This is a genomic window from Acidovorax sp. SDU_ACID1, assembly GCF_045291395.1.
Lineage (GTDB): Bacteria > Pseudomonadota > Gammaproteobacteria > Burkholderiales > Burkholderiaceae_C > MR-S7.
Map to the genome: position 1 here is coordinate 2,044,302 of NZ_CP152342.1, position 22,792 is coordinate 2,067,093.

The window sequence follows — 22,792 nt, forward strand, 5'->3', positions numbered from 1 at the left end:
CGGCGCACATGCGCCGTGGGTCCATGGTGGCACGCCGTCACCCGCCCGTGTTACCAGTTGCGCCAGCCAGCCGCGCGCGCGTGCGCGCCGCCACGTCGCGCACCCAGGGCTGGCGCCGCCAGTGCGCCTGGGCGAAGGCCGCGATCTGCGCCGCGTGGGTGAGAGACGCGCCGATCAGATCCAGCCCGTCGAGGAACATGCACTGGTGGCGCTCCGACAGGGTGAACGGCGCGCACAGCGCGGGCGTGCGCACCTGCAGGCGCTGCAGGTCGATCTCCACCGCCAGCGGCGCGTCGCTGGCGGCCGCCTCACGCAGCAGCGCGGCGGCGTCGGCCTCGGAGACCATGGCGGGCAGCAGGCGGTTGTTGACGGCGTTGGAATAGAAGATTTCGCCGAAGCTCGGCGCCACCACCGCCTCGAAGCCGAACTGCTGCATGCCCCACACCGCATGCTCGCGGCTGGAGCCGCAGCCGTAGTTGGGGCCGGCCAGCAGCACGTTCACGCCGGCGAACGCGGGGCGGTTGAGCACGCAGTCCGGCCGCGCGCGGCCCTGCGCGTCGAAGCGCAGGTCGTAGAGCAGGCCCTGGGCGAGGTCCGCCTTGTCGATGCCGCGCAGGAACTGCTTGGGCATGATCTGGTCGGTGTCCAGGTTGGCGATGTCCAGGGCGGCGGCGCGGCCGTGGATCACGGTGTGCTTCTCGGGTGCTGTGTTCATGCGGTGGGCTCCAGGCGGCGCACGTCGGTGATGCGGCCGGTGACGGCGGCGGCGGCGGCCATGGCGGGGCTCATCAGGTGCGTGATCGCGCCCCGGCCCTGGCGGCCCTCGAAATTGCGGTTGGTGGTGGAGGCGCAGCGCTGGCCGGGGGCGAGCACGTCGTCGTTCATCGCCAGGCACATGGAGCAGCCGGGCTGGCGCCATTCGAAGCCGGCGGCCTGCAGGCGCTGGGCGATGCCCTCCTCCTCCGCCTGGCGGCGCACGGCGCCCGAGCCCGGCACGACCATGGCGCGCACGCCCTCGGCCACGTGGCGCGTGCCGACCACGCGGGCGACCTCGCGCAGGTCTTCGATGCGCGCATTGGTGCACGAGCCGATGAACACGTGCTGCACCGGCACGCCGTCCAGCGCGGCGCCGGGCGCCAGGCCCGTGTAGCGCAGCGCCTGCTCGGCGCTGGCGCGCTGCACCGGGTCGGGCAGGCTCTGGGGCAGCGGCACCGTGCCGGTGACGGCCACGGCCTGGTCGGGGCTGGTGCCCCAGGTGACGAAGGGGGCCACATCGGCGGCGTCGAGGCGGTGCTCCACGTCGAACGGCGCGTCCTCGTCGCTGCGCAGCGTGGCCCAGTGCGCGAGGGCCTGCGCGCGCACCTCGCCCGCGACGTCGGGCGCGCGCTCCAGCACGTAGGCAATGGCCTTGTCGTCCGGCGCGATCAGCGCGCCGCGCGCACCGGCCTCCACGGCCATGTTGCACAGGGTGAAGCGCGCCTCCACCGACAGCGCCTCGATGGCCGCGCCGCAGAACTCCACCACGTAGCCCCGCGCGCCCTGCGCGCCGATGCGGCTGATGAGGCAGAGCACCAGGTCCTTGGCCGTGGTGCCGGGCGGCAGCGCGCCGTCCACGCGGATGCGCATGTCCCGCGCCAGGCGGTAGGCCAGGGTCTGCGTGGCCAGCACGTGCTCGACCTCCGACGTGCCGATGCCGAAGCCCAGCGCGCCCAACGCGCCGTAGGTGGTGGTGTGGCTGTCGCCGCAGAGGATGACCATGCCGGGGCGCACCATGCCGTGCTCCGGCGCCACCACGTGCTCGATGCCCTGCAGCGGGTCGTTGGTGTCGAACAGCGGGATGCCGTGGCGGTCGCAGTTGGCCTTGAGGTTCGTGGCCTGCAGGGCCGAGGGCGGGTCCTGGATCACGCGGTGGCGCACCGGGTGCGTGGGGATGATGTGGCTCACCACCGCCACGTTCTGCCCCGGCACGGGCACGCCGCGCCCTGCGGCGTGCAGGCCGGCGAAGGCCTGGGGGCTGGTGTATTCGTTCATCAGGTGCAGGTCGCAGAACAGCAGCACGTTCTGCGCGTCGAGCGCGGCCACGGTGTGGCTGTCGACCAGCTTGCGGTAGAGGGTGCGCGGGGTGCTCATTCAGTCGTCTCCTTGCAAAAGGAAAGGCAGCGCCGCGTCCAGCAGCGCGTCGGGCGCTTCCTCGGCGATGTAGTGGCCGCAGGGCAGCGGGTGGCCGCGCACGTCGCGCGCCACGCGGCTCCACTCGGCCAGCGGGTCGAAGCAGCGGTGCACCACGCCCTGCTCGCCCCACAGGGCCAGCAGCGGCATGGGCAGGAGCCGGCCTGCGTCGCGGTCGGCGCGGTCGTGCGCCAGGTCGATGCCGGCGCTGGCACGGTAGTCCCCGCAGATGCCCGCCGCCGCGCCGGGCAGCGCGATGCAGCGCTGGTATTCGGCGAGCGCGCGGGCGTGGAACGGCGCCAGCCCGGCGCTGCGCCGGCCCATGACGTCGCGCACGTAGGCGGCGGGGTCGGCCTCGATGAGCCGCTCGGGCAGCGGTGCGGGCTGGATCAGGAAGAACCAGTGCCAGTAGGCGCGCGCGAAGGCGTCACCCGCCTGCTCGTACATCGCCAGCGTGGGCGCCACGTCCAGCAGCGCCAGGCGCCGCACCGCGCCGGGGTGGTCCGCCGCGAGGCGGTGCGCCACGCGCGCGCCCCGGTCGTGGGCCAGCACGGCGAAGCGCGCATGGCCCAGGTGACGCATCACGGCCAGCAGGTCGGCGGCCATCAGGCGCTTGGCATAGGCCTCGCCGCCCTCGCCCGGCGCGGGCTTGGCGGAGTCGCCATAGCCGCGCAGGTCCACCAGAACCAGCGAGAAATGCCGCGCCAGGCGCGGCGCCACCTTGTGCCAGATGGCCAGGGTCTGCGGATGGCCGTGCACCAGCAGCAGCGGCGGCCCCTCGCCGCCCGTGAGGGCGTGGAGCTGCACGCCGCCGCCCACGGGAACGTGCTGCGCGGCGAAGCCAGGGTAGAGGCTGGCGAGGTCGTCGGTCATGGTCGTCATTCGGCGGTGATGCCACGCTCCTTGATCAGCTTGGCCCACTGGCCCAGTTCGCTCTGCAGGCGCGTGCGCGCCTGCGCGGGGGTGGTGGGCAGGGGATCGAAGCCTTCGCGCACCATGCGCTCCTTCAGCGCGGATGAGCCCAGCGCCTGGTTCAGCGTGGCATTGAGCTTGTCCAGCACGGGCTGCGGCGTGCCGGCGGGCGCGAAGACCATGAACCAGGTCTCGAACGCATAGCCGGGCACGCCGGCCTCGGCGATGGTGGGCACGTCGGGCAGCAGCGCCGAGCGCTGCGGCCCCGTCACGCCCAGCGCGCGCAGCTTGCCCGCCTGCACGTGCGGGCGCGCGGCCGAGAGCACGGGGAAGCTCATCGCCACTTGGCCCGACATGGTGTCCACCAGCGCCGGGCCGCCGCCGCGGTAGGGCACGTGCACCACGTCCGTGCCCGCGACGGCCTTGAACAGCTCGGCCGACATGTGGAAGGTGCTGCCCGGCCCCGCCGAGCCGTAGGAATACCGGCCCGGTTGGGCCTTGAGCAGCGCCACCAGCTCCTTCACGTCGCGCGCGGGCAGGTCGTTGTTCACCACCAGCACGTGCTGGGAACTGGCCACCATGCCGATGGGCGCCAGGTCCTTCAGCGTGTCGTAGGGCATCTTCGGCGTGAGCGACGGGTTGATCGCCAGCGACACGGTCTGCAGGCCGATGGTGTAGCCGTCGGCCGGGGCCTTGGCCACCATGTCCACGCCGATGTTGCCGCCCGCGCCGCCCTTGTTCTCGACGAACATCGTGCCGCTGAGCGCGCGGGCCCATTCGTCGGTGATCAGCCGCGCGGCGATGTCGGCACTGCCGCCCGCCGCGTAGGGCACGACGAGCCTGACCGGCTTGGTCGGATAGCTTTGCGCGATGGCGCCCGTGGCGGCCAGCGCCAGGCCGGCCAGCGCGCCCAGCGCGAAGCGGCGGGTGGCGCGGGGGAAAGAGGTGGAGTGGATGGTCATGGGCTTGTCTCCTGTGCTTGTGGGTATCGGGCCAATGGTATGAGTGAATAAAAATCGCATAAAGTCCTGCCGGTTTATTTCATTCATAAATCAAACGCATGAATCCGCCATGGACGGCTTTTCAGACCTGCGCTTTTTCGCCCTGCTCATGAAGGAAGGCAGCCTCGCCGCCGCCGCGCAGCAGATGGGCCTGACGGCGCCCGCCGTCAGCCGGCGCTTGGCGCTGCTGGAAAAGCGCCTGGGCGTGCGCCTCTTGCACCGAACCACGCGGCGCATGCGCCCCACGCCCGAGGGCGAGACCTATCTGCTGGAGGGCGCCCGTGTGCTGGCCGAGTTGGACGCGCTGGAGCGCACCGTCTCCGGCGCGCGCAGCACGCCGCGCGGGCTGCTGCGCATCGCGGCCACGCTGGGATTCGGGCGGCTGCTGCTCGCGCCCGCGCTCTCGGCCTTCGCGCGGCGCTATCCCGAGGTGGAACTGCAGTTGCACCTGACCGACCGGCCCGTGAACCTCGTCGAGCAAGGCTTCGACGCCGTGGTGCGCTTCGGCGAACTGCCCGATTCGCGCCTGACGGCCCGCAAGCTCATGGACAACGAGCGCGTGCTCTGCGCCGCCCCCGCCTACCTCGACGCCGCCGGCGAGCCGCGCATGCCCGCCGACCTACTGCGCCATCGCTGCATCGTGCTGCGCGAGGCCGACGAGACCTACGGCACGTGGCATCTGCGCCAGGGCGACCGGCAGGAGACGGTGAAGGTCGCCAGCCCCTTGAGCACCAACGACGGCGGCGCCGCGCTGGCCTGGGCGCTGGACGGCCAGGGCATCCTGCTGCGCTCGCTGTGGAACGTGGAAGATGCGCTGCACAGCGGCCTGCTGCGCCCCGTGCTGCCCACGTGGAAGCTTCCGCCAGCGGACATCTACCTCGTGCATCCCACGCGCAGCGAGCTGTCGGCCAAGACGCGGGCGCTTTCGGAATTTCTCTGCGAGTGGTTCGCACGCTGACCACCGCACTTCTCTTTCGATAGCTGCTTGCGCTTGTGCAGCAAGCGATCAAGCCCGTTTTTTCGCAATATCCAGATTTATATAGCGGTATAGGAGGCTATCGCGTATTCCCGCGTAGACTACGAACCCAATGGCACCGCAGGCCGTCCGGCCCGCGGGAAACAAGGCAGGCTTCCATGGGCACCACGCACACCACATCAACGGCGATCGAGGATGACAGCGTCTTTGAGACCGCTGCGGAACTGTTCCGCGCCATGGCCGCGCCCATGCGGCTCAAGATCATCAGCCTGCTGTGCAACGGCGAGAAGAACGTGAGCGAGTTGCTCGCCGAGATCGACACCACGCAGCCCAACATGTCCCAGCACCTCAACACGCTGTACCAGGCCGGCGTGCTGGGCCGTCGCCGCGAGGGCGTGAGCATCTATTACTTCATCACCAACGACAACGTCGTGCAGATGTGCCGCAGCATCTGCGTGCAGATCGCTATCGACCAGGAGTGACGGAGACGGCCCTCAAGGCTTGAGGTAGGCGTAGCCTTCCTTGGCCTGCAGGCGCGCCACCTCGGCCACGCCCGAGGGCACGACCTTGGCCTCCATCAGCAGGCGGCTCTCGTCGATCTTGCGCGACTCCATCGTGTTGCCGCAGGCGCGGAACTCCACCCCGCGCGAGGCCAGCGCGCTCACCTGCCCGCTGAACTCGCGCCCTTGCGCGTCCTTGGCGTCGGAGAGCAGGAAGTCGATGCCCGCGCCGTGCGTCACGACCACGATCTTGGCCTTCGGATCGGCATTGAGATGGTTGGTGACGTTGCCCAGGATGCGCGACGCCGATTCGACGCCGGTGTTCACGTGGTACACGGCCTTGATGTCCTGCGCGCCGGCGGTGGCGGCGCAGAACGCGAACAGCAGGGCGAAGAAGGCTTGTCTCATGGTGTCGTCTCCTTGTGATTCTGTGGGGCTTGCGGGACAGGCGCTTTTCAATCGCCCGTCACTTATATTAGCACCCACAGATCCAGGTTACGGCGCCACCGGCGTCACCACCGGCGCCTGCTGCGTGGGCGGCTGCGCGGTCTGCACCGGCTCGGCGAGCCAGTGCTCCATCAGGCCGGCGCCGCCCCACATGCCCAGCAGCGTGAGCCAGGCGGTCAGGGCGAAGATCGCGCCGCCGGTCATCCCCGCCCCCACGGCGCAGCCGCCGGCCAGCATGGAGCCGAAGCCCATCGCCATCGCGCCGGCGATGTAGCGCGCCATGCTGTAGCCGTCCTTGAAGCCCTCGACCTTGAACTCGCGCCCCACCAGCGCGCCGATGAACGAGCCGGCGAACACGCCGGGCAGCATGCCCGCGTCGAATCCGAACGCCGGCGCCGGGCTCGCCAGCACGCGCATCAGCCATTCGGCCGAAGGGCCGCTGAAGGTCAGGCCCTGGATCTGCACCACGTCGAAGCTGGCCTGCGACACCGCATAGGTGAACCACCAGGCCAGCGCCACCGCCAGCCCGCTGCCCACGCCGCCCACCCACATCCACGGCCGGTTGCCGCTGCGCAGCGAGAAGAACACCGCCACCGCCATCCACGCGAGGCCGAAGGCCAGCCCCGCGAGGCGGCCCGCGCCGAGCAGGGCCAGCAGATCGCGCGACGCCCCGCCCTCCACCGTCCACCAGCCGGCGACCGCAAGGCGCAGCGGTGCCAGGCTGCCCGACAGCGCCGCCTGCGCCGTGACCGCGAACACCAGCCCCGACAGCAGCGCGCGCAAATTGCCGTTGGCCGACAGCACCAGCAGGCGGCTGGCGCAGCCGCGCGTCATGATCATGCCCGCGCCGAACAGCAGCCCGCCCGCCAGCGCGCCCGAGAGGCTGCCGCGGTTGGCGAGCTGGCGCGCGTTGCCCACGTCCAGGCCACCGGCCAGGATCAGCACCTGCACGGCCACCTGCGCCGTCGAAAACGCCAGCAGCCAGACGGAGAGCTTCTCGCCGAACTTGCCGTGCCAGAACTCGATCACCGCCGCGCGCAGGCAAAAGCGCGAGCGCTGCGCGAAGAAACCGAACAGCACCCCGATACCCGCGCCGCCCACGGCCAACGCAGCGCTGGTACCGTAGCGCTCCACCATGCTTGCCAGTTCGACCGCCATATTCAATAATTAAATAAGCAATAACTGATAAATGGTAAGGGGACTTCATGCGATCCGTGATTGATCGGCGTCAAATTCTCCAGCGCTGCGGTTGCGCGGCGCTGTCGGCGGGCCTGGGGCTGGCCTGGGCGCGCTATGCGGAAGCCGCCGCCAGTGGCCCCGCCGCTGCGCCGCCGATGGTGCCGCGCGAGGTGGCGCCCGGCTGCTGGTATGTGGAAGGCCTGTCGGCGCTGGGATCGCCGGCCAACCAGAACTTCATCTCCAACGCCGGCTTCGTGGTCACGCCCGCAGGGGTGGTGGTGATCGACGCGCTCGGCTCGCCAGCCCTGGCGCGCCGCCTGCTGGCCGAGATCGCCAAGATCACGCCGCAGAAGGTCACGCACGTGGTGCTGACGCACTACCACGCCGACCACGTGTACGGCCTGCAGGTGTTCGAGGAGGCCGGCGCGCGCATCATCGCGCACAAGGCCGGGCGCGAGTACCTCTACGCCGACACCGCGCAGTTGCGCTTGCAAGCTTCTCGCGAGGAACTGGCCCCCTGGATCGACGCGCAGACCCGCCTGGTGGCCGCCACCGAATGGATCGACGGGCGGCGCGAACTCACCATCGGCGGCACGCGCCTCGTCGTGCAGCCGGTGGGGCCGGCGCACACGCCCGAGGATCTGGCGGTGTTCGTACCGGCTACCCAGGTGCTGTACGCGGGCGACCTCGTGTTCCGCAACCGCATTCCCTTCGTCGGCCAGGCCGACAGCCGCAACTGGATCTCGTCGCTGGACAAGCTGCTGGCCTTCGGCGCCACGGTGGTCGTGCCCGGGCATGGGCCGGCCTCGACCGAGGCGGCCAAGGACATGCGGCTCACGCGCGACTACCTGGCCTACCTGCGCACGTCGATGGGACAGGCCGCGCGCGACATGACGCCGTTCGACGAGGCCTACCAGGCGGCCGACTGGTCGGCATTCGCGCACCTGCCCCTGTTCCAGGCCGCCAACCGCATGAATGCCTACAACACCTACCTGCTGATGGAGCGGGAGGCGCAATGAATCCGACCTGGCGCCGGCGCGAATGGCTGCTGGGAGTGGGGCTCGCCGGCACGCTGCCTGCGGCACTGGCCGCGGAGGGCGCGCTGCCCGTGCCCTCCTCCATGGCCGGCGCCCTGGCGGCCGCGCTGGCGCGGCGCGAGCCGCTGGTGGTGATGGCCAGCCTCGCAGGCTGCCCGTTCTGCCGCATCGTGCGCGAGCACTACCTGCTGCCGGCATGGCGCGAAGGCATGGCCGTCGTGCAGATCGACTTCCGCGACCCGCGGCCCGTGCGCGACTGGGAAGGCCGCGCGACCACGCAGGGCGCGCTGGTGAAGGAGCTTGGCGTGACGGTGGCGCCCACCGTGCTGTTCTTCGGCCGCGCGGGCCGCGAGGTGGCCGAGCGCCTGAGCGGAAGCTACATCTCCGACTTCTACGGCGCCTACCTCGACCAGCGCATGGCCCAGGCCCGCGCAGCGGTCCGCGCCTGACCCGCATCAAGGGTTTTCACTGAGGCGATCGGCCATGCGAGGCCCCGTCTTCGCCTCTAGAATCATTACATAAACATATACTTATTTAACGAACCGCCGCAGAGCGGATCCAAGGAGTACCCCAAGTGACGCCCTCGATGAAACCGGCCCTGGCCGCCCTGGGACTGGCCGCAGCCCTGAGCCCCCTCGCCGCTTCCGCCAACCAGGCCCTGGCCCAGCAGAAGGCCTGCCTGGCCTGCCACGCGGTGGACAAGAAACTGGTCGGCCCAGCCTTCCAGGACGTGGCGAAGAAGTACGCCGGACAGAAGGACGCCGAGGCCGCGCTGGCGCGCAGCATCAAGGCCGGCGGCTCGGGCAAGTGGGGCCCCGTGCCCATGCCGCCGCAGCCCACGCTGAGCGAGAGCGAAGCCCAGACCCTGGCCGCCTGGGTCCTCACGGGCGCACGCTGATGCACACCCTCTTCTTCAATTGCCGGGAGCAGACGTGAATCTGCAGACATGGATCTCAGGCCGGGTGCGCAAGGCACCCGAGAACTTCATACCGGGCAGCGGCGTGGGCACCGTCTTCGCCGAGGCGCGTGCCGGCCGGCGCGACTTCATCCGCAATGCGTTCGCCGCGGCGGCCTCGGGCGTGGCCGCCAGCGCGGCGATCGCCCAAGGCGCGGCCGCCGCGGGCGACGGCGATCCCGCCATCCTGAAGCTGCCCGCGCACAGCACGGGCCTGGGCCAGCCGGTGGCCGCGGAAGGCTACGGCAAGCCCTCGAAATACGAAACCAACGTGCAGCGCCGCACCAGCCCGGGCCTGACGCAGACGCGGCAGGCATCGGTGTCGTTCGCGCCGCTGCAGTCGCTGTTCGGCATCGTCACGCCCAGCGGCCTGCACTTCGAGCGCCACCACCAGGGCTGGTGGGACATCGACCCGTCCCAGCACCGCCTCATGGTCAACGGCATGGTCAAGGCCGCCAAGGTCTTCACCATGGACGAGATCATGCGCTTGCCTTCGGTGTCGCGCTTCCACTTCATCGAGTGCGGCGCCAACACCGGCATGGAATGGGGCAACGTGGCCGTGCCCACGGTGCAGTACACGCACGGCATGCTCTCGTGCAGCGAGTTCACGGGCGTGCCGCTCATCACGCTGCTGCAGATGGCGGGCGCCGACCTCAAGAAAGGCCGCTTCGTGCTGGCCGAGGGCGCGGACGGCTCGTCGATGACGCGCACGATCCCCATGGAACTCATCGAGTCCGGCGAGGTGCTCGTCGCCTACGGCCAGAACGGCGAGATGCTGCGGCCCGAGCAGGGCTACCCGCTGCGCCTCGTGGTGCCCGGCGTGCAAGGCGTGAGCTGGGTGAAATACCTGCGCCGCATCGAGGTGGGCGACCAGCCCTGGGCCGCCAAGGACGAGGCCGTGCACTACATCGACCTGATGCCCGACGGCCAGCACCGCCAATACTCCAGCATCCAGGAATGCAAGAGCGTGGTGACCACGCCCTCGGGCGGCCAGATGCTGCTGGACAAGGGCTTCTACAACATCACCGGCCTGGCCTGGTCCGGCCGCGGCAAGGTCCAGCGCGTGGACGTGAGCGTGGACGGCGGGCGCAACTGGCGCACCGCGCGGCTCGAGTCGCCCGTGCTGTCCAAGTGCCTCACGCGCTTCAACATCGACTGGGTGTGGGACGGCCAGCCCGCCATCATCCAGAGCCGCGCCATGGACGACACCGGCCACGTGCAGCCCAGCTACCAGCAACTGCGCGCCGCACGCGGCTCGCGCTCGATCTACCACAACAACGCCATCCAGTCCTGGGCGGTGCAGGCCAACGGGGAGGTGATCAATGTCCAGCTCTCCTGATCTGCTGCGCGCCGCCGTGCTGGCGGCCGCCCTCTGCGCAGGCCTGGGCGCGCAGGCCCAGGGCAAGCCCGGCAGCGCCCCCGCCGCGTATCCCGGCATCGGCCGCGACGCCACGCCCAAGGAGGTGGCGGCCTGGGACATCGACGTGCGTCCCGACTTCAAGGGCCTGCCCACCGGCTCCGGCAGCGTGCAGCGCGGCCAGGACGTGTGGGAATCCAAGTGCGCCTCGTGCCACGGCGTGTTCGGCGAATCCAACGAGGTGTTCAGCCCGCTCGTGGGCGGCACCACGCCCGAGGACATCCAGACCGGCCGCGTGGCGCGGCTGCGCGACACGGGCTTTCCGGGGCGCACCACGCTCATGAAGGTGCCCACCGTCTCGACGCTGTGGGACTACATTCACCGCGCCATGCCCTGGAACCAGCCCAAGACGCTGAACACCGAGGAGGTCTATGCCGTCACGGCCTATCTGCTCAACCTCGGCGGCATCGTGCCCGACGACTTCACGCTCTCGGACAAGAACATCGCCCAGGTGCAGGCGCGCATGCCCAACCGCAACGGCATGACGACCGACCACGCCCTGTGGCCCGGCCCCGAGTTCGGCAAGGGCCGCAAGCCCGACACGGCCGCCAAGGCCTGCATGCGCGACTGCCCCGTGGAGCCCAAGGTGGCGTCGCGCCTGCCGGACTTCGCGCGCAACAACCACGGCAACCTCGCGGACCAGAACCGGCCCGTGGGCGCCCAGCGCGGCGTGCAGACGGCCGACCCGGCCGCCGCCCCCGCCAAGCCGGCAGCGGCCGCAGGCGCCGCGGCGCCGACCGCCCTGCTCGAAAAGAACGCCTGCACGGCCTGCCACGCGGCGGACAGCAAGCTCGTGGGCCCCTCCTTCGCCGACATCGCCAAGAAATACGGCGGCCAGGCCGACCACATCGCAGGCCGCATCCGCTCGGGCAGCAGCGGCATGTGGGGCAACATCCCCATGCCGCCGCAAACGCTCGGCGACGACGAGGCGCAGGCCATCGCGCGCTGGCTGGCCGGCGCCGCGGCCCAGCCGTAACCGCACAATCCCCTCCCCCCATCCCAGATTCATTGCAACAGGAGACGACGATGATTTCTCGCAAGACCTCTCGCAGAGCAGCCCTCCAGCAGAGCCTGGCCGTCGCCGGCATGCTGGTGGCCGCAGGCGTGCTGCCGCGCACGGCCCTGGCCTACAACAAGGAAGCCTTCGACGCCAAGACCGTGGCCGATGTGGTCAAGGCCCTGGGCGCCGGCGCTCCCGCCGAGAGCAAGGACGTGACCATCACCGGCCCCGACATCGCCGAGAACGGCGCCGTGGTGCCGCTGGGCGCCGCGACCACGCTGGCCGGCGTGAAGCAGCTGCTCGTGCTCGTCGAGAAGAACCCCAACACCATGGTGGCAGCCTTCAACGTGACCGATGCCGTGGAGCCCAACTTCCTCACGCGCGCCAAGCTCGGCCAGTCGTCCGACGTGTACGCCGTGGCCATCACCAACGACGGCAAGGCCTTCTACGCCAAGAAGGAAGTCAAGGTCACCCTCGGCGGCTGCGGCGGCTGATCCCACCACCCTTTTGCACAGGAGAAGAACATGGCAGATCCGATGCGCATCCGCGCCCAAGCCTCCGGCGGCAACGCCACCGTGCGTGTGCTCATGGCCCACGAGATGGAAACCGGCCAGCGCAAGGACGCTTCCGGCAAGACCATTCCCGCCTGGTTCATCCAGGAAGTCACCGCCTCGCTCAACGGCAAGCCGGTGCTGACCGCCGAATGGGGCCCGGCCGTGTCGAAGAACCCCTTCATGCAGTTCACCGTGAAGGGCGCGAAGGCCGGCGACAAGATCGCCGTGACCTGGAAGGACAACCGCGGCGACACGCGGACCGACGAAGCCACGGTGAGCTGACGCCCGCCGTGCCGGCCGCCCGCCCATCCCGGCGGGCGGCCGCGGTTTTTTGCCAAAAGCACTACAAGGAGAGGTGGCCCCATGAGGAAGACAACACTGTGCGCCGTGCTGGCGCTCGCCGCGTTCGCGCCCCACGCGTGGGCGCAGAAATCCACGTCCGACGGCATCGCCGAATACCGCGAGATGCTGCAGGACGGCAACCCCGCCGAGCTGTTCGAAGCCAAGGGCGAAGACCTGTGGAAACAGAAACGCGGCCCCAGGAAAGCGTCGCTCGAACGCTGCGACCTGGGCAAGGGGCCCGGCGTCGTCAAGGGCGCCTTCGTGGAGCTGCCCCGCTACTTCGCCGACACCGGCAAGGTGCAGGACCTGGAGTCGCGCCTGGTCACCTGCATGAGCCAGCTGCAGGGCATCGACCCCAAGGAAGTCATCGACGGCGCCTGGGGCAAGGGCGAGCGTGCCAACGTCACCGCGCTGGCCACCTGGGTCGGCTCGCAGTCCAAGGACATGAAGTTCAACCTGCCGCAGTCGCAGCAGCAGGAGCGCGCGTTCTACGAGGTGGGCAAGCGCCTGTTCTTCCAGCGCGGCGGCTCGCACGACTTCTCCTGCGCGTCGTGCCACGGCGAGGAAGGCAAGCGCATCCGCCTGCAGGACCTGCCGCACCTGAGCGGCAAGGCCGAAGACGGCGTGGGCTTCGCGGCCTGGCCGGCCTACCGCGTCTCCAGCGGCGAGATGTGGACCATGCAGCACCGCCTGAACGACTGCTACCGCCAGCAGCGCTTCCCCGAGCCCATCTACGCCAGCGACGCCACCATCGCTTTGGGCGTCTACCTGGGCGTGAACGCCAGGGGCACGAAGTCCGCCGTTCCGGCCATCAAGCGCTGAGGCGAAAGGAGCACACGATGACACGCAAGAACACCCTCCGCTTTTCCCTCGCCTTCTCTGCTGCCGGCCTGGTGCTGGCGGGCTGCGCCGGCAGCATGCAGCAGGGCGCCGGCATGACCCCGGCCGAGCTCGATGCGCTGACCCAGAAGGTCGTCAAGGAGTCCTTCCGCGACAAGGGCATCGTCAAGGTCAGCCAGGCGTTCGCCGACGACCCCACCACCCGGGCGTGCGACGCGTCCGACGTGGCCGGGCAGCCGCTGTCCGCCGAACGCGCCAAGGAGATCGAGGCGCTCAACATGAAGACCATCCGCTGGCCCGCCGACGGCAAGTACCTGGGCGACTGGAAGGAAGGCGAGAAGATCGCCCAGAGCGGCCGCGGCCGCACCTGGACCGACAAGGCCGGAGCGGCCAACGGCGGCAACTGCTACAACTGCCACCAGATCACCAAGGAGGAAATCTCCTTCGGCACCATCGGCCCGAGCCTCTACAACTACGGCAAGATCCGCGGCGTGACCGATCCGAACAGCCCGCAGACGCTGGAGATCGTCAAATACACCTGGGGGAAGATCTGGAACAGCAAGGCCTACAACGCCTGCTCCAACATGCCGCGCGCCGGCCATGCCGGCATCCTCGACGAGAACCAGGTGCGCCACATCGTAGCCCTGCTGCTCGACCCGAAGTCTCCCGTCAACCGCTGACCAGCCGCGGCGTGCCATGAACCTTTCCAAGCGTGAATTCCTGCAGGTGCTGGGCGCCGCCGGCGCGGCCGGCATGGCCCTGGGCACCCCTGCCCAGGCCGATGCCGCCACGGCGGGCAACGCCCTGTACGACGTGCCCGCCTTCGGCAACGTCTCCTTCCTGCACATGACCGACTGCCATGCGCAGTTGCGGCCGATCCACTTCCGCGAGCCCAATGTCAACATCGGCATCGGCGCGATGAAGGGGCAGCGCCCGCACCTCGTGGGCGAGGCGCTGCTGAAATCCGTCAACGTGCGCCCCGGCACGCCGGGCGCGCACGCGTTCACCTACCTGGACTTCGAGCAGGCCGCGCGCCGCTACGGCCGCGTGGGCGGCTTCGCGCACCTCTCGACGCTGGTGCAGCGCATGAAAGCCAGCCGCAAGGGCGCGCTGCTGCTCGACGGCGGCGACACCTGGCAGGGATCGGCCACGTCGCTGTGGACGAACGGGCAGGACATGGTCGATGCCTGCAAGCTGCTCGGCGTTGACGTGATGACCGGCCACTGGGAGTTCACCTACGGCATGGAGCGCGTGCAGGAGATCGTCGAGAAGGACTTCGCGGGCAAGGTCGATTTCGTGGCGCAGAACGTCAAGACCGCCGACTTCGGCGATCCGGTGTTCAAGCCCTACGTGATCCGCGAGATCAACGGCGTGCCCTGCGCCATCATCGGCCAGGCGTTTCCCTACACGCCCATCGCCAATCCGCGCTACATGGTGGCCGACTGGAGCTTCGGCATCCAGGACGACAACCTGCAGAAGATGGTGGACGAGGCGCGTGGCAAAGGCGCCAAGGTGGTCGTCGTGCTCTCGCACAACGGCATGGACGTGGACCTCAAGATGGCCAGCCGCGTACGCGGCATCGACGCCATCCTGGGCGGCCACACGCACGACGGCATGCCCGTGCCCACGCTGGTCGAGAACGCGGGCGGCAAGACCATCGTGACCAACGCGGGCTCCAATGGCAAGTTCCTCGGCGTGCTCGACTTCGACGTGCAGGGCGGCCAGGTGCGCGACTTCCGCTACCGCCTGCTGCCCGTTTTCGCCAACCTGCTGCCGGCCGACAAGGCCATGGATGCGCTCATCACGCGCATCCGCGCGCCCTACGAGGCCAAGCTGGCCGAGGTGCTCGCGCGCACCGACGGCACGCTGTACCGGCGCGGCAACTTCAACGGCACGGGCGACCAGTTGCTGCTCGACGCCATGATGGAGGTGCAAGGCGCGCAGATCGCGTTCTCGCCGGGCTTCCGCTGGGGCACGACGCTGCTGCCGGGCCAGGACATCACGCGCGAGTGGCTCATGGACATGACCGCCACCACGTATTCCTATGCCACCGTGAGCGAGATGACAGGCGCCACCATCAAGACCGTGCTGGAAGACGTGTGCGACAACCTCTTCAACCCAGACCCCTACTACCAGCAGGGCGGCGACATGGTGCGCGTGGGGGGCCTCAGCTACACCTGCGACCCCACGGCCGGCATGGGCCGGCGCATCGACAACCTGCGGCTGGGAGATGCCCTGCTGGAAGCCGACCGCGTCTACAAGGTGGCCGGCTGGGCGCCCGTGGCCGAGGAAGCCAAGAGCGCGGGCAACAAGCAGATCTGGGAAGTGGTCGAGCCCTGGCTGCAGTCCAAGAAGGTCATCGCGCCGCGCAAGCTCAACGAGCCCGCGCTGAAGAACGTGCTGCCCAACCCGGGAATCGCCTGAATTGAGATAAAAAAGGGCTCCAGCGCTTGCCAGTCAAGCGCTGGCAGCTCTCTTTTTGAATTCCTGTCATTCCCCTGCGCGGTCCCTAGAATCCCGCATGGCTCCCGCAGACTTCCAAGCCCTCGTCACCTCCACCCTCGCCCTCGCCTTCGTGATCTCGGCCCTGTTCGGGGCCGTGGCGCGGCACACGCATTTCTGCACCATGGGCGCCATCAGCGACGCGGTGAGCCTGGGCGACTGGTCGCGCATGCGCCAGTGGGCCATGGCCGTGGGCGTGGCGATGTGCGGCTTCGCGGTGCTGGCCCGGATCGGCTGGGTGGACCCGGCCCACACGCTCTACGCCTCCACCAGCGTGCTGTGGCTCTCGGCCCTCGTCGGCGGTGCGCTGTTCGGCTTCGGCATGGTGATCGCCTCGGGCTGCGGCAGCAAGAACCTGATCCGCCTGGGCGGCGGCAGCCTCAAGTCGCTCGTGGTGTTCGTCGTGATGGGCCTGGCCGCGTTCGCCACGCTCAAGGGCATCACGGCCGTGCTGCGCGTGCTCACCGTCGATGCGGTGCAGTGGCCGCTGCAGGGCCAGGCCTTCCTGCCCGACGTGCTGGCGCGCTGGTCGGGTGCGCCGCTGCCGATGCTGCGGCTGGGCGCTGGCCTGCTGCTGGGCGGCCTGCTGATCGCCTGGGCGCTGGGTGGGCGGCGCGACGCGCGCAGCCTGCTCGGCGGTGCGGGCATCGGCGCGCTGGCGGTGGCCGCGTGGTGGCTCAGCGGCCACTGGGCCGAGGTGCAGGAACACCCGCAGACCCTGGAGCACCTGTACGCGGCCACCTATACGGGCCGCATCGAGGCGCTGAGCTTCGCCACGCCGGTAGCCCACACGCTCGACTGGCTGATGTTCTTCAGCGACCGCAACAAGGTGCTCACCGTGGGCGTGGTGTCGGTGCTCGGCGTCATCGCGGGCGCGGCCGTGCATGCGCTGTGCACGCGCGAGTTCCGCTGGCAGGGCTTCGCGGGCACGGATGACCTGGCGCACCACCTCGCGGGCGCCGCGCTCATGGGCGTGGGCGGCGTGACGGCCATGGGCTGCACCATCGGCCAGGGCGTCAGCGCGATCTCCACGCTGCACCTGGCGAGCTTTCCGGCGGTGCTTGCCATCATCGGCGGAGCCGCCGCGGCACTGCGCTACCAGAACTGGCGGCTGGAGCGCATGTAGCCGGTATTACGCGGCGGCGGCTTCCACCAGTTGCCGCGTGTAGGGGTGGCGCGGCGCGTCGAGCACCTGGCGCACCGGGCCGCTCTCCACCACCTCGCCGTCCTTCATCACGATCACCTCGTGCGCCATGGCGCGCACCACGGCCACGTCGTGGGTGATGAGCAGGTACGACAGCGCCCGCTCCTTCTGCAGGCGCTGCAGCAGGCCCAGCACCTGCTGCTGGATGGTCACGTCGAGCGCGCTCGTGGGCTCGTCGAGCACCAGCAGCTGCGGCTCCACCACCAGCGCCCGCGCGATCGCCAGGCGCTGGCGCTGGCCGCCAGAGAATTCGTGCGGGTAGCGCGCGAGTAGGCCGGGGAACTGCGCCTCGGTCAGCCCCACCTCGGCCAGCATGGCCACCACGCGCGCGCGGCGCTCGGGCGCGGGCATCTCCGGCGCATGCACGCGCAGGCCCTCGCCCACGATTTCCTCCACGGTCATGCGTGGAGAGAGCGACGAGAACGGGTCCTGGAACACCACCTGCACCTGCCTGCGCAGTTGCTGGTTGTGCGGTGTGTTGCGGTGCGCGGGCTGCTGCCACGGCTGGCCGGCGACCTGCAGCTCGCCCGAATGCGGCAGCAGGCCCAGCAGCGCCTGCGCCAGCGTCGACTTGCCCGAGCCCGACTCGCCCACCACGCCCAGCGTGCGTGCGCGCGGGATGCGGAAGCCCGCGCTTTTCACGGCCACGAACTCACCCTTGGCGAACCAGCCGCGCACACCGGGCAGCGGCACGGGGTAGGCCACGCGCAGCGCGCCGGCCTGCGCGGCGGGCGGCACGCCTTCGGCCACCACGCCTTCGATCACGTCGCGCCGGGGCGCGCTGCCGATCAGGCGGCGCGTATAGGCATGCTGCGGCGCGCCGAAGACCTGCGCCACGGTGCCCTGCTCCACCAGCACGCCCTGCTCCATGACGGCCACGCGGTCGGCGAAGCGGCGCACCAGCGGCAGGTCGTGCGTGATGAGCAGCACGGCCATGCCGGTCTGGCGCTGCAGGTCGGAGAGCAGGTCGAGGATCTGGCCGCGCAGCGTCACGTCCAGCGCCGTGGTGGGCTCGTCGGCCAGCAGCAGGCGCGGCCGGCTGGCCAGCGCCATGGCGATCATGGCGCGCTGGCGCTGCCCGCCCGAGAGCTGGTGCGGATAGCTGCGCGCACGCCGCCCGGGTTCGGGGATGCCCGTGCTCGCCAGCAGTTCGACGGCGGCCTGTGCGCCCTGCGCCTTGCTGAGGGCTTGCTTCAGCACCAGCACTTCGGCCACCTGCTCGCCCACCGTCATGAGCGGGTTGAGCGCGGTCATCGGCTCCTGGAACACCATGGCGATGTCGCCGCCGCGCACGCCGCGCATCTCGCGCTCCGTCAGCGCCAGCAGGTCGCGCCCTTGCATGAGCGCACGGCCCGCGAGCTGCGCGTCGCCCGCCAGCCGCAGCAACGACAGCGCGGTGATGGTCTTGCCCGAGCCCGACTCGCCCACCAGCGCGAGCTTCTCGCCGGGCAGGATGTCGAAGCTCACGCCGCGCACGACCTCCTTGGCGCCGAAGCGCACGTGCAGGTCCTGCACCTGCACGAGCGGCGCGGGAGATGGGGAAAGCGGGGGCGTAGCGCGCATGTTCAGTTCTTGCGAGGGTCCAGCGCGTCCCGCAGCGCGTCGCCCATGAAGGTGAGCAACAGCAGCGTCGTGACGAGCACAGCGAAGGTGAAGATGGAGATCCACCACGCATCGATGTTGTTCTTGCCCTGCGAGAGCAGTTCGCCCAGGCTGGGCGTGCCCGGCGGCACGCCCAGGCCCAGGAAGTCGAGCGAGGTGAGCGCGAGGATGGCCGCTCCCATGCGGAACGGCAGGAAGGTGACCACCGGCGTCATGCTGTTGGGCAGGATGTGGCGCCCGATGATCTGCCCGTTGCCCACGCCCAGCGCCCGCGCGGCCTTCACGTAGTCGAGCTGGCGGTTGCGCAGGAACTCGGCGCGCACGTAGTCCGACAGACCCATCCAGCCGAAGAGCGACAGCAACACCAGCAGCAGCGTGATGCTGGGCGCGAACACGGCGCTGAAGATGATCAGCAGGTACAGCTCGGGCATGGAGCCCCAGATCTCGATGAAGCGCTGGAAGGCCAAGTCGGTCTTGCCGCCAAAGAAGCCCTGCACGGCCCCGGCCGCCACCCCCAGCACCACGCCCACCACCGTGAGGGCAATACCGAACAGCACGCTCACGCGAAAACCGTAGAGCAGCTGCGCGAGCAGGTCGCGCCCGCGGTCGTCGGTGCCCAGCCAGTTGTCGCGCGAAGGGCCGGAGGGGTTGGGCTCCTTGGCGAAATAGTTCAGGGTGCCGGGCCCGTAGCGGTTGAGCGTGTAGATGGCCCAGTTGCCGCCCGCCGAAAGGCGCTCGCGGATGAACGGGTCGAGGTAGTCCGTGGGCGTCTGGAAATCGCCGCCGAAGGTGGTCTCCGGATAGTCGTGGAGCATGGGGAAGTACAACTGCCCCTCGTAGCGCACGAGCAGCGGCCGGTCGTTGCTGACCAGTTCGGCCCCCAGGCTGACGACGACCAGCACGCAGAACACCACCAGGCTCCAGAAGCCCAGGCGGTTGGCACGGAAGCGCCGCCAGGCGCGGCGGCCCGGCGACAGGGAAACCGAATCAGTCGAACTTGACACGCGGATCCACCCACACGTAGCAAAGGTCGCTGATCAGCTTGGTCACCAGGCCGATCAGCGTGAACAGATAGAGCGTGCCCAGCACCACGGGATAGTCGCGGCGGATCACGCTTTCGTACGACAGCAGGCCCAGCCCGTCGAGCGAGAACAGCGTCTCGATGAGCAGCGAGCCCGCGAAGAAGGCGCCGATGAACGCCGCCGGAAAGCCGGTGACGATGGGGATCAGCGCGTTGCGCAGCACGTGCTTCCACAGCACCCGCCGGTCGGACAGGCCCTTGGCGCGCGCGGTCAGCACGTATTGCTTGCGTATCTCCTCCAAGAAGGCATTCTTGGTCAGCATGGCCGTCACCGCGAAGCTGCCGGCCACCATGGCGGTGACGGGCAGCGTGATGTGCCAGAGGTAGTCGACGATGCGCGCGCCCCAGGGCAGCTCGTCCCAGTTGGCCGAGGTGAGCCCGCGCAGCGGGAACCACTGCAGCTGCCCGCCGAAGACCACGAGCAGCGCCACGCCGAGCACGAAGCCGGGAATCGCATAGCCCACGAGGATGATGAGCGTGGTCACGAAGTCGAAGCGCGAGCCCGCGCGCACCGCCTTGGCCACGCCCAGCGGCACGGCCACGAGGTAGCTGATGAGGAACGTCCACAGGCCCAGGCTGATGGAGACGGGCAGCTTTTCCTTCACGAGCTGCCACACGTCCTTGTTCTGGAAGAAGCTGCGCCCCAGGTCGAAGCGCGCGAACTGGCCCAGCATCTGGAAGAAGCGCTCGTGCGCGGGCTTGTCGAAGCCGTAGAGCTGCTTGATCTGCTCCAGCCGCTGCGGGTCGACGCCCTGCGCGCCGCGGTAGGCCATGCCCCCGCCCTCGCCGCCCCTGCCGGCGGCACCCGCCTTGGCCTCGGCCAGGTATTGCTCCACCGGGCCGCCGGGCACGAACTGGATGACCACGAATGTCAGCAGCAGCACGCCCAGCAGCGTGGGCAGCATGAGCAGGACGCGCTTGAGAACGTAGGCAAACATGGTTGACGATTATGTCGTGCGGATTCCATTAAGCTGCCCCTGTTTGTTTCATTTGGACACATGGATACCCGCCCCTGCTCCCGCCGCGCCGCGCTCGCCTTGCTGGCCGGCGCCAGCCTGCCCGCCCATGCGGCCGGCCCGGCCACGTTCGTGGTGCAGAACGAGCCGCACCTGGCGCACGCCCGCGCGCTGGTGCGCGCCGCGCTGCAGGCCGCTGGCATGCAGGCCGAGTTCACCGATGCGCCGCGCGGCAACGAGCGGCGCAACCTGTTCCAGATCAGCCAGGGCCAGACCCACGTGGACATGATGCCCGCCACGCCCGCGCGGCTGCGCCTCGTGCAGCAGGGCCGGCTGCGCATGGTGCCCGTGCCGCTGGACCGCGGCCTGCTGGGCTGGCGCATCAACCTGCTGCTGGAGACGCACAAGGCCAGGCTCGCCCACGTGCGCACCGTGGCCGACCTGGCGCACTTTTCCATGGGGCAGAACGTGGGCTGGATGGACGTGGAGATCTACCGGGCGGCGGGCATTCCCACCAAGGAGGTCAAGCGCTGGAGCGACGGCGAGTTCGCCGAGCAGATGGAGGCGGGTTTCCTCGACCTCTTTCCCCTGGGCCTGGAAGAGACGCTGAACTACTTCCTGCCGCATTTCCGCAAGCGCTACCCCCAGCTCACGGTGGACCCCTACATCCTCGTGCGCTACCCCTGGTTCCGCTTCGTCTGGATCGCCCCGGGTCCGCGCACCGACGCGCTGCACGCGGCGCTGCTGGCGGGGTTCGACCGCATCGTGGCCGACGGCAGCTTCCTGCAGGTGTGGGCGCGGCACCGCCAGCCCCCGGCCCCGGAGGTCTTCAAAAGCCGCACCGTCATCGACATCCCCAACCCGTTCTACGACCAGACGCTGGTGCCCGAGCGCTACCGCCATCTGCTCGTGCAGCAGGACCGCCCATGACCGCAGCAGCCCCTTCTGCGCCCGTACGGCGCCGCACGCTGCACGCCCAGTTCGTGCGGCGGCTGCTGTGGCCGCTGGTGACCGCGTTCGTGCTGGCCGCCTCGGTCACCGCGCTGGTGGGCTACCACGCCGAGAAGAGCGAGCAGGACACCCAGCGGGCGCAGACGCTGGCCATCTTCGCGCGCTCGCTCGTCAAGCCGCTGTGGGACTGCGACGGCGCCACCGCCCAGGGCATCGCGGACACGCTGGCGCAACTGCCCATCGTGCGCGGCGTGCGCCTGCAGGACGTATGCGCCGACACCGCCGTGGAGACCGGCAGCGTGGCCGCTCCCGATACCGCGGACCCCGACCTGCTGCAGACGCCCGTGGTGCACCGCGACGAGCAGGGCCGCGCCTTCACCGTGGGGCACCTGGCGATCCAGTTCCACCCGTTCTCCGTCGCCAGCACGGCCAGCCAGGGCTTGCTGCAGCAGCTGGCCATCTTCGGCGCCATGCTGGCCGTGGTGCTGGCGGGCGCGGCGCTGGTCTTTCGCAGCATCATCGGCCGGCCGCTGGCGCGCTTCCGCGAGGCCATTCTGGCGCACCGCCCCGTGCACGAGGACGCGCCCGCGCCCGCGCGCTTCGCCGACGAGCTGACGGACGTGACCCACGCCTACGACGAGCTGGTGCGCGAGTTGCGCCGCCTCGCGCGGCACGACCCGCTGACCGACCTGGGCAACCGCGTGGTGCTGGAGGAGCATCTGGCCAGCGCCATCGAGCGCGCCGTCACGCACGGGGGGCACGGCTACGTGCTGCTGCTCGACCTGGACGGCTTCAAGCCCATCAACGACACCCATGGCCACGCCGTGGGCGACTTCGTGCTGCAGACCGTGGCCCGGCGCCTGCGCGCCGCCACGCGCGGCACCGACATGGTGGCGCGGCTGGGCGGCGACGAGTTCGTCATCGTCGCCGAGGGGCCGCAGCCCGGCCTGTCCGACCTCATGGCCCGCGTGGCCCGTGCGGTGGAGGAACCCATCGCCTCCGGCGCAGGCCTGCTGCGCGTGGGCACCAGCATCGGCGCCGCGCGCTTTCCCGACGACGGCCGCACCAGCCTGGCGCTGCTCATGCATGCCGACGAGGCCATGTACGCGGCCAAGCAGGGCAAGCGCCGCGCGCCAAAGGCATAGAGACAAATCGGCCTCCAGCGCT

Annotated in this window: 24 protein-coding genes; 15 read left to right on the plus strand and 9 right to left on the minus strand. The window is 70.0% G+C overall.

Features of this window, described 5'->3' with window-relative positions; genetic code table 11:
- Positions 1-37 precede the first annotated feature (37 nt).
- From leuD to AAG689_RS10035, 4 genes are read right to left on the minus strand one after another with little or no spacing between them, the layout of a single operon-like run.
- Positions 38-715 (minus strand): 3-isopropylmalate dehydratase small subunit, encoded by a 678-nt coding sequence (leuD, locus tag AAG689_RS10020; protein WP_406625809.1) that lies wholly within the window; start codon positions 713-715, stop codon positions 38-40.
- Positions 712-2,130, minus strand: a complete 1,419-nt coding sequence (gene leuC / locus AAG689_RS10025; RefSeq protein WP_406625810.1) for a 3-isopropylmalate dehydratase large subunit — start codon at positions 2,128-2,130, stop codon at positions 712-714. Before leuC ends, leuD begins: the two co-directional genes overlap by 4 nt.
- Positions 2,131-3,051 (minus strand): alpha/beta fold hydrolase, encoded by a 921-nt coding sequence (locus AAG689_RS10030; RefSeq protein WP_406625811.1) that lies wholly within the window; start codon positions 3,049-3,051, stop codon positions 2,131-2,133. It abuts the gene before it with no gap.
- Positions 3,048-4,043, minus strand: coding sequence for a tripartite tricarboxylate transporter substrate binding protein (locus AAG689_RS10035; RefSeq protein ID WP_406625812.1), 996 nt, complete (start codon positions 4,041-4,043; stop codon positions 3,048-3,050). Before AAG689_RS10035 ends, AAG689_RS10030 begins: the two co-directional genes overlap by 4 nt.
- Before the next feature lie 109 nt (positions 4,044-4,152).
- Between AAG689_RS10035 and AAG689_RS10040 the strand changes: the two genes are divergently transcribed.
- A complete protein-coding gene (locus AAG689_RS10040; protein ID WP_406625813.1) occupies positions 4,153-5,040 on the plus strand; it encodes a LysR substrate-binding domain-containing protein in 888 nt (295 codons plus the stop codon).
- 176 nt (positions 5,041-5,216) lie between these two features.
- Positions 5,217-5,540, plus strand: a complete 324-nt coding sequence (locus AAG689_RS10045; RefSeq protein ID WP_020227513.1) for a metalloregulator ArsR/SmtB family transcription factor — start codon at positions 5,217-5,219, stop codon at positions 5,538-5,540.
- A gap of 12 nt (positions 5,541-5,552) precedes the next feature.
- Here AAG689_RS10045 and AAG689_RS10050 read toward each other — a convergent pair whose 3' ends face one another.
- Both AAG689_RS10050 and AAG689_RS10055 read right to left on the minus strand, forming a co-directional pair.
- A complete protein-coding gene (locus tag AAG689_RS10050) occupies positions 5,553-5,966 on the minus strand; it encodes a DsrE family protein (RefSeq protein ID WP_406625814.1) in 414 nt (137 codons plus the stop codon).
- A gap of 87 nt (positions 5,967-6,053) precedes the next feature.
- On the minus strand, positions 6,054-7,163 hold the full coding sequence (locus AAG689_RS10055; RefSeq protein WP_406625815.1) for a YeeE/YedE family protein: 1,110 nt from the start codon (positions 7,161-7,163) through the stop codon (positions 6,054-6,056).
- Positions 7,164-7,210: 47 nt separating this feature from the next.
- Here AAG689_RS10055 and AAG689_RS10060 point away from each other — a divergent pair, with 47 nt between their 5' ends.
- The 11 genes from AAG689_RS10060 to AAG689_RS10110 all read left to right on the plus strand — a co-directional run bounded on the left by AAG689_RS10060 (position 7,211) and on the right by AAG689_RS10110 (position 16,957).
- Entirely contained in the window at positions 7,211-8,203 is a 993-nt protein-coding gene (locus tag AAG689_RS10060) for an MBL fold metallo-hydrolase (RefSeq protein ID WP_406625816.1), read from the plus strand.
- Positions 8,200-8,670 carry a hypothetical protein gene (locus tag AAG689_RS10065; RefSeq protein ID WP_406625817.1) on the plus strand — a complete coding sequence of 157 codons (471 nt, stop codon included), beginning with the start codon at positions 8,200-8,202 and terminating at the stop codon, positions 8,668-8,670. Before AAG689_RS10060 ends, AAG689_RS10065 begins: the two co-directional genes overlap by 4 nt.
- Positions 8,671-8,807: 137 nt before the next feature.
- Positions 8,808-9,119 carry a c-type cytochrome gene (locus AAG689_RS10070; RefSeq protein WP_406625818.1) on the plus strand — a complete coding sequence of 104 codons (312 nt, stop codon included), beginning with the start codon at positions 8,808-8,810 and terminating at the stop codon, positions 9,117-9,119.
- 40 nt (positions 9,120-9,159) lie between these two features.
- Entirely contained in the window at positions 9,160-10,515 is a 1,356-nt protein-coding gene (soxC, locus tag AAG689_RS10075) for a sulfite dehydrogenase (RefSeq protein ID WP_406626322.1), read from the plus strand.
- Positions 10,499-11,569, plus strand: coding sequence for a c-type cytochrome (locus tag AAG689_RS10080; RefSeq protein WP_406625819.1), 1,071 nt, complete (start codon positions 10,499-10,501; stop codon positions 11,567-11,569). The genes soxC and AAG689_RS10080 overlap by 17 nt, the downstream gene beginning before the upstream one ends.
- Positions 11,570-11,619: 50 nt before the next feature.
- On the plus strand, positions 11,620-12,087 hold the full coding sequence (gene soxY / locus AAG689_RS10085; RefSeq protein WP_406625820.1) for a thiosulfate oxidation carrier protein SoxY: 468 nt from the start codon (positions 11,620-11,622) through the stop codon (positions 12,085-12,087).
- Between the two features lie 30 nt (positions 12,088-12,117).
- Positions 12,118-12,429, plus strand: coding sequence for a thiosulfate oxidation carrier complex protein SoxZ (soxZ, locus tag AAG689_RS10090; RefSeq protein ID WP_024001025.1), 312 nt, complete (start codon positions 12,118-12,120; stop codon positions 12,427-12,429).
- Positions 12,430-12,510: 81 nt separating this feature from the next.
- Positions 12,511-13,311: a sulfur oxidation c-type cytochrome SoxA gene (gene soxA / locus AAG689_RS10095; RefSeq protein ID WP_406625821.1), complete on the plus strand. Its 801-nt coding sequence runs from the start codon at positions 12,511-12,513 to the stop codon at positions 13,309-13,311.
- A gap of 17 nt (positions 13,312-13,328) precedes the next feature.
- Positions 13,329-14,009: a sulfur oxidation c-type cytochrome SoxX gene (gene soxX / locus AAG689_RS10100; RefSeq protein ID WP_406625822.1), complete on the plus strand. Its 681-nt coding sequence runs from the start codon at positions 13,329-13,331 to the stop codon at positions 14,007-14,009.
- Positions 14,010-14,025: 16 nt separating this feature from the next.
- Positions 14,026-15,753, plus strand: a complete 1,728-nt coding sequence (gene soxB / locus AAG689_RS10105) for a thiosulfohydrolase SoxB (protein ID WP_406625823.1) — start codon at positions 14,026-14,028, stop codon at positions 15,751-15,753.
- A gap of 97 nt (positions 15,754-15,850) precedes the next feature.
- Entirely contained in the window at positions 15,851-16,957 is a 1,107-nt protein-coding gene (locus tag AAG689_RS10110; protein ID WP_406625824.1) for a YeeE/YedE family protein, read from the plus strand.
- A gap of 6 nt (positions 16,958-16,963) precedes the next feature.
- Here the strand turns inward: AAG689_RS10110 and AAG689_RS10115 are convergent, their stop codons facing one another.
- The 3 genes from AAG689_RS10115 to AAG689_RS10125 are packed head-to-tail and all read right to left on the minus strand — an operon-like array spanning position 16,964 to position 20,656.
- Positions 16,964-18,598, minus strand: a complete 1,635-nt coding sequence (locus AAG689_RS10115) for an ABC transporter ATP-binding protein (protein WP_406625825.1) — start codon at positions 18,596-18,598, stop codon at positions 16,964-16,966.
- A gap of 2 nt (positions 18,599-18,600) precedes the next feature.
- Positions 18,601-19,641, minus strand: coding sequence for an ABC transporter permease (locus AAG689_RS10120; protein ID WP_024001023.1), 1,041 nt, complete (start codon positions 19,639-19,641; stop codon positions 18,601-18,603).
- A complete protein-coding gene (locus tag AAG689_RS10125; RefSeq protein ID WP_406625826.1) occupies positions 19,625-20,656 on the minus strand; it encodes a microcin C ABC transporter permease YejB in 1,032 nt (343 codons plus the stop codon). The genes AAG689_RS10120 and AAG689_RS10125 overlap by 17 nt, the downstream gene beginning before the upstream one ends.
- A 60-nt stretch (positions 20,657-20,716) precedes the next feature.
- Between AAG689_RS10125 and AAG689_RS10130 the strand changes: the two genes are divergently transcribed.
- Both AAG689_RS10130 and AAG689_RS10135 read left to right on the plus strand, forming a co-directional pair.
- Positions 20,717-21,604, plus strand: coding sequence for an amino acid ABC transporter substrate-binding protein (locus AAG689_RS10130; RefSeq protein ID WP_406625827.1), 888 nt, complete (start codon positions 20,717-20,719; stop codon positions 21,602-21,604).
- Positions 21,601-22,770 (plus strand): diguanylate cyclase domain-containing protein, encoded by a 1,170-nt coding sequence (locus AAG689_RS10135; RefSeq protein WP_406625828.1) that lies wholly within the window; start codon positions 21,601-21,603, stop codon positions 22,768-22,770. The genes AAG689_RS10130 and AAG689_RS10135 overlap by 4 nt, the downstream gene beginning before the upstream one ends.
- Positions 22,771-22,792 lie beyond the last annotated feature (22 nt).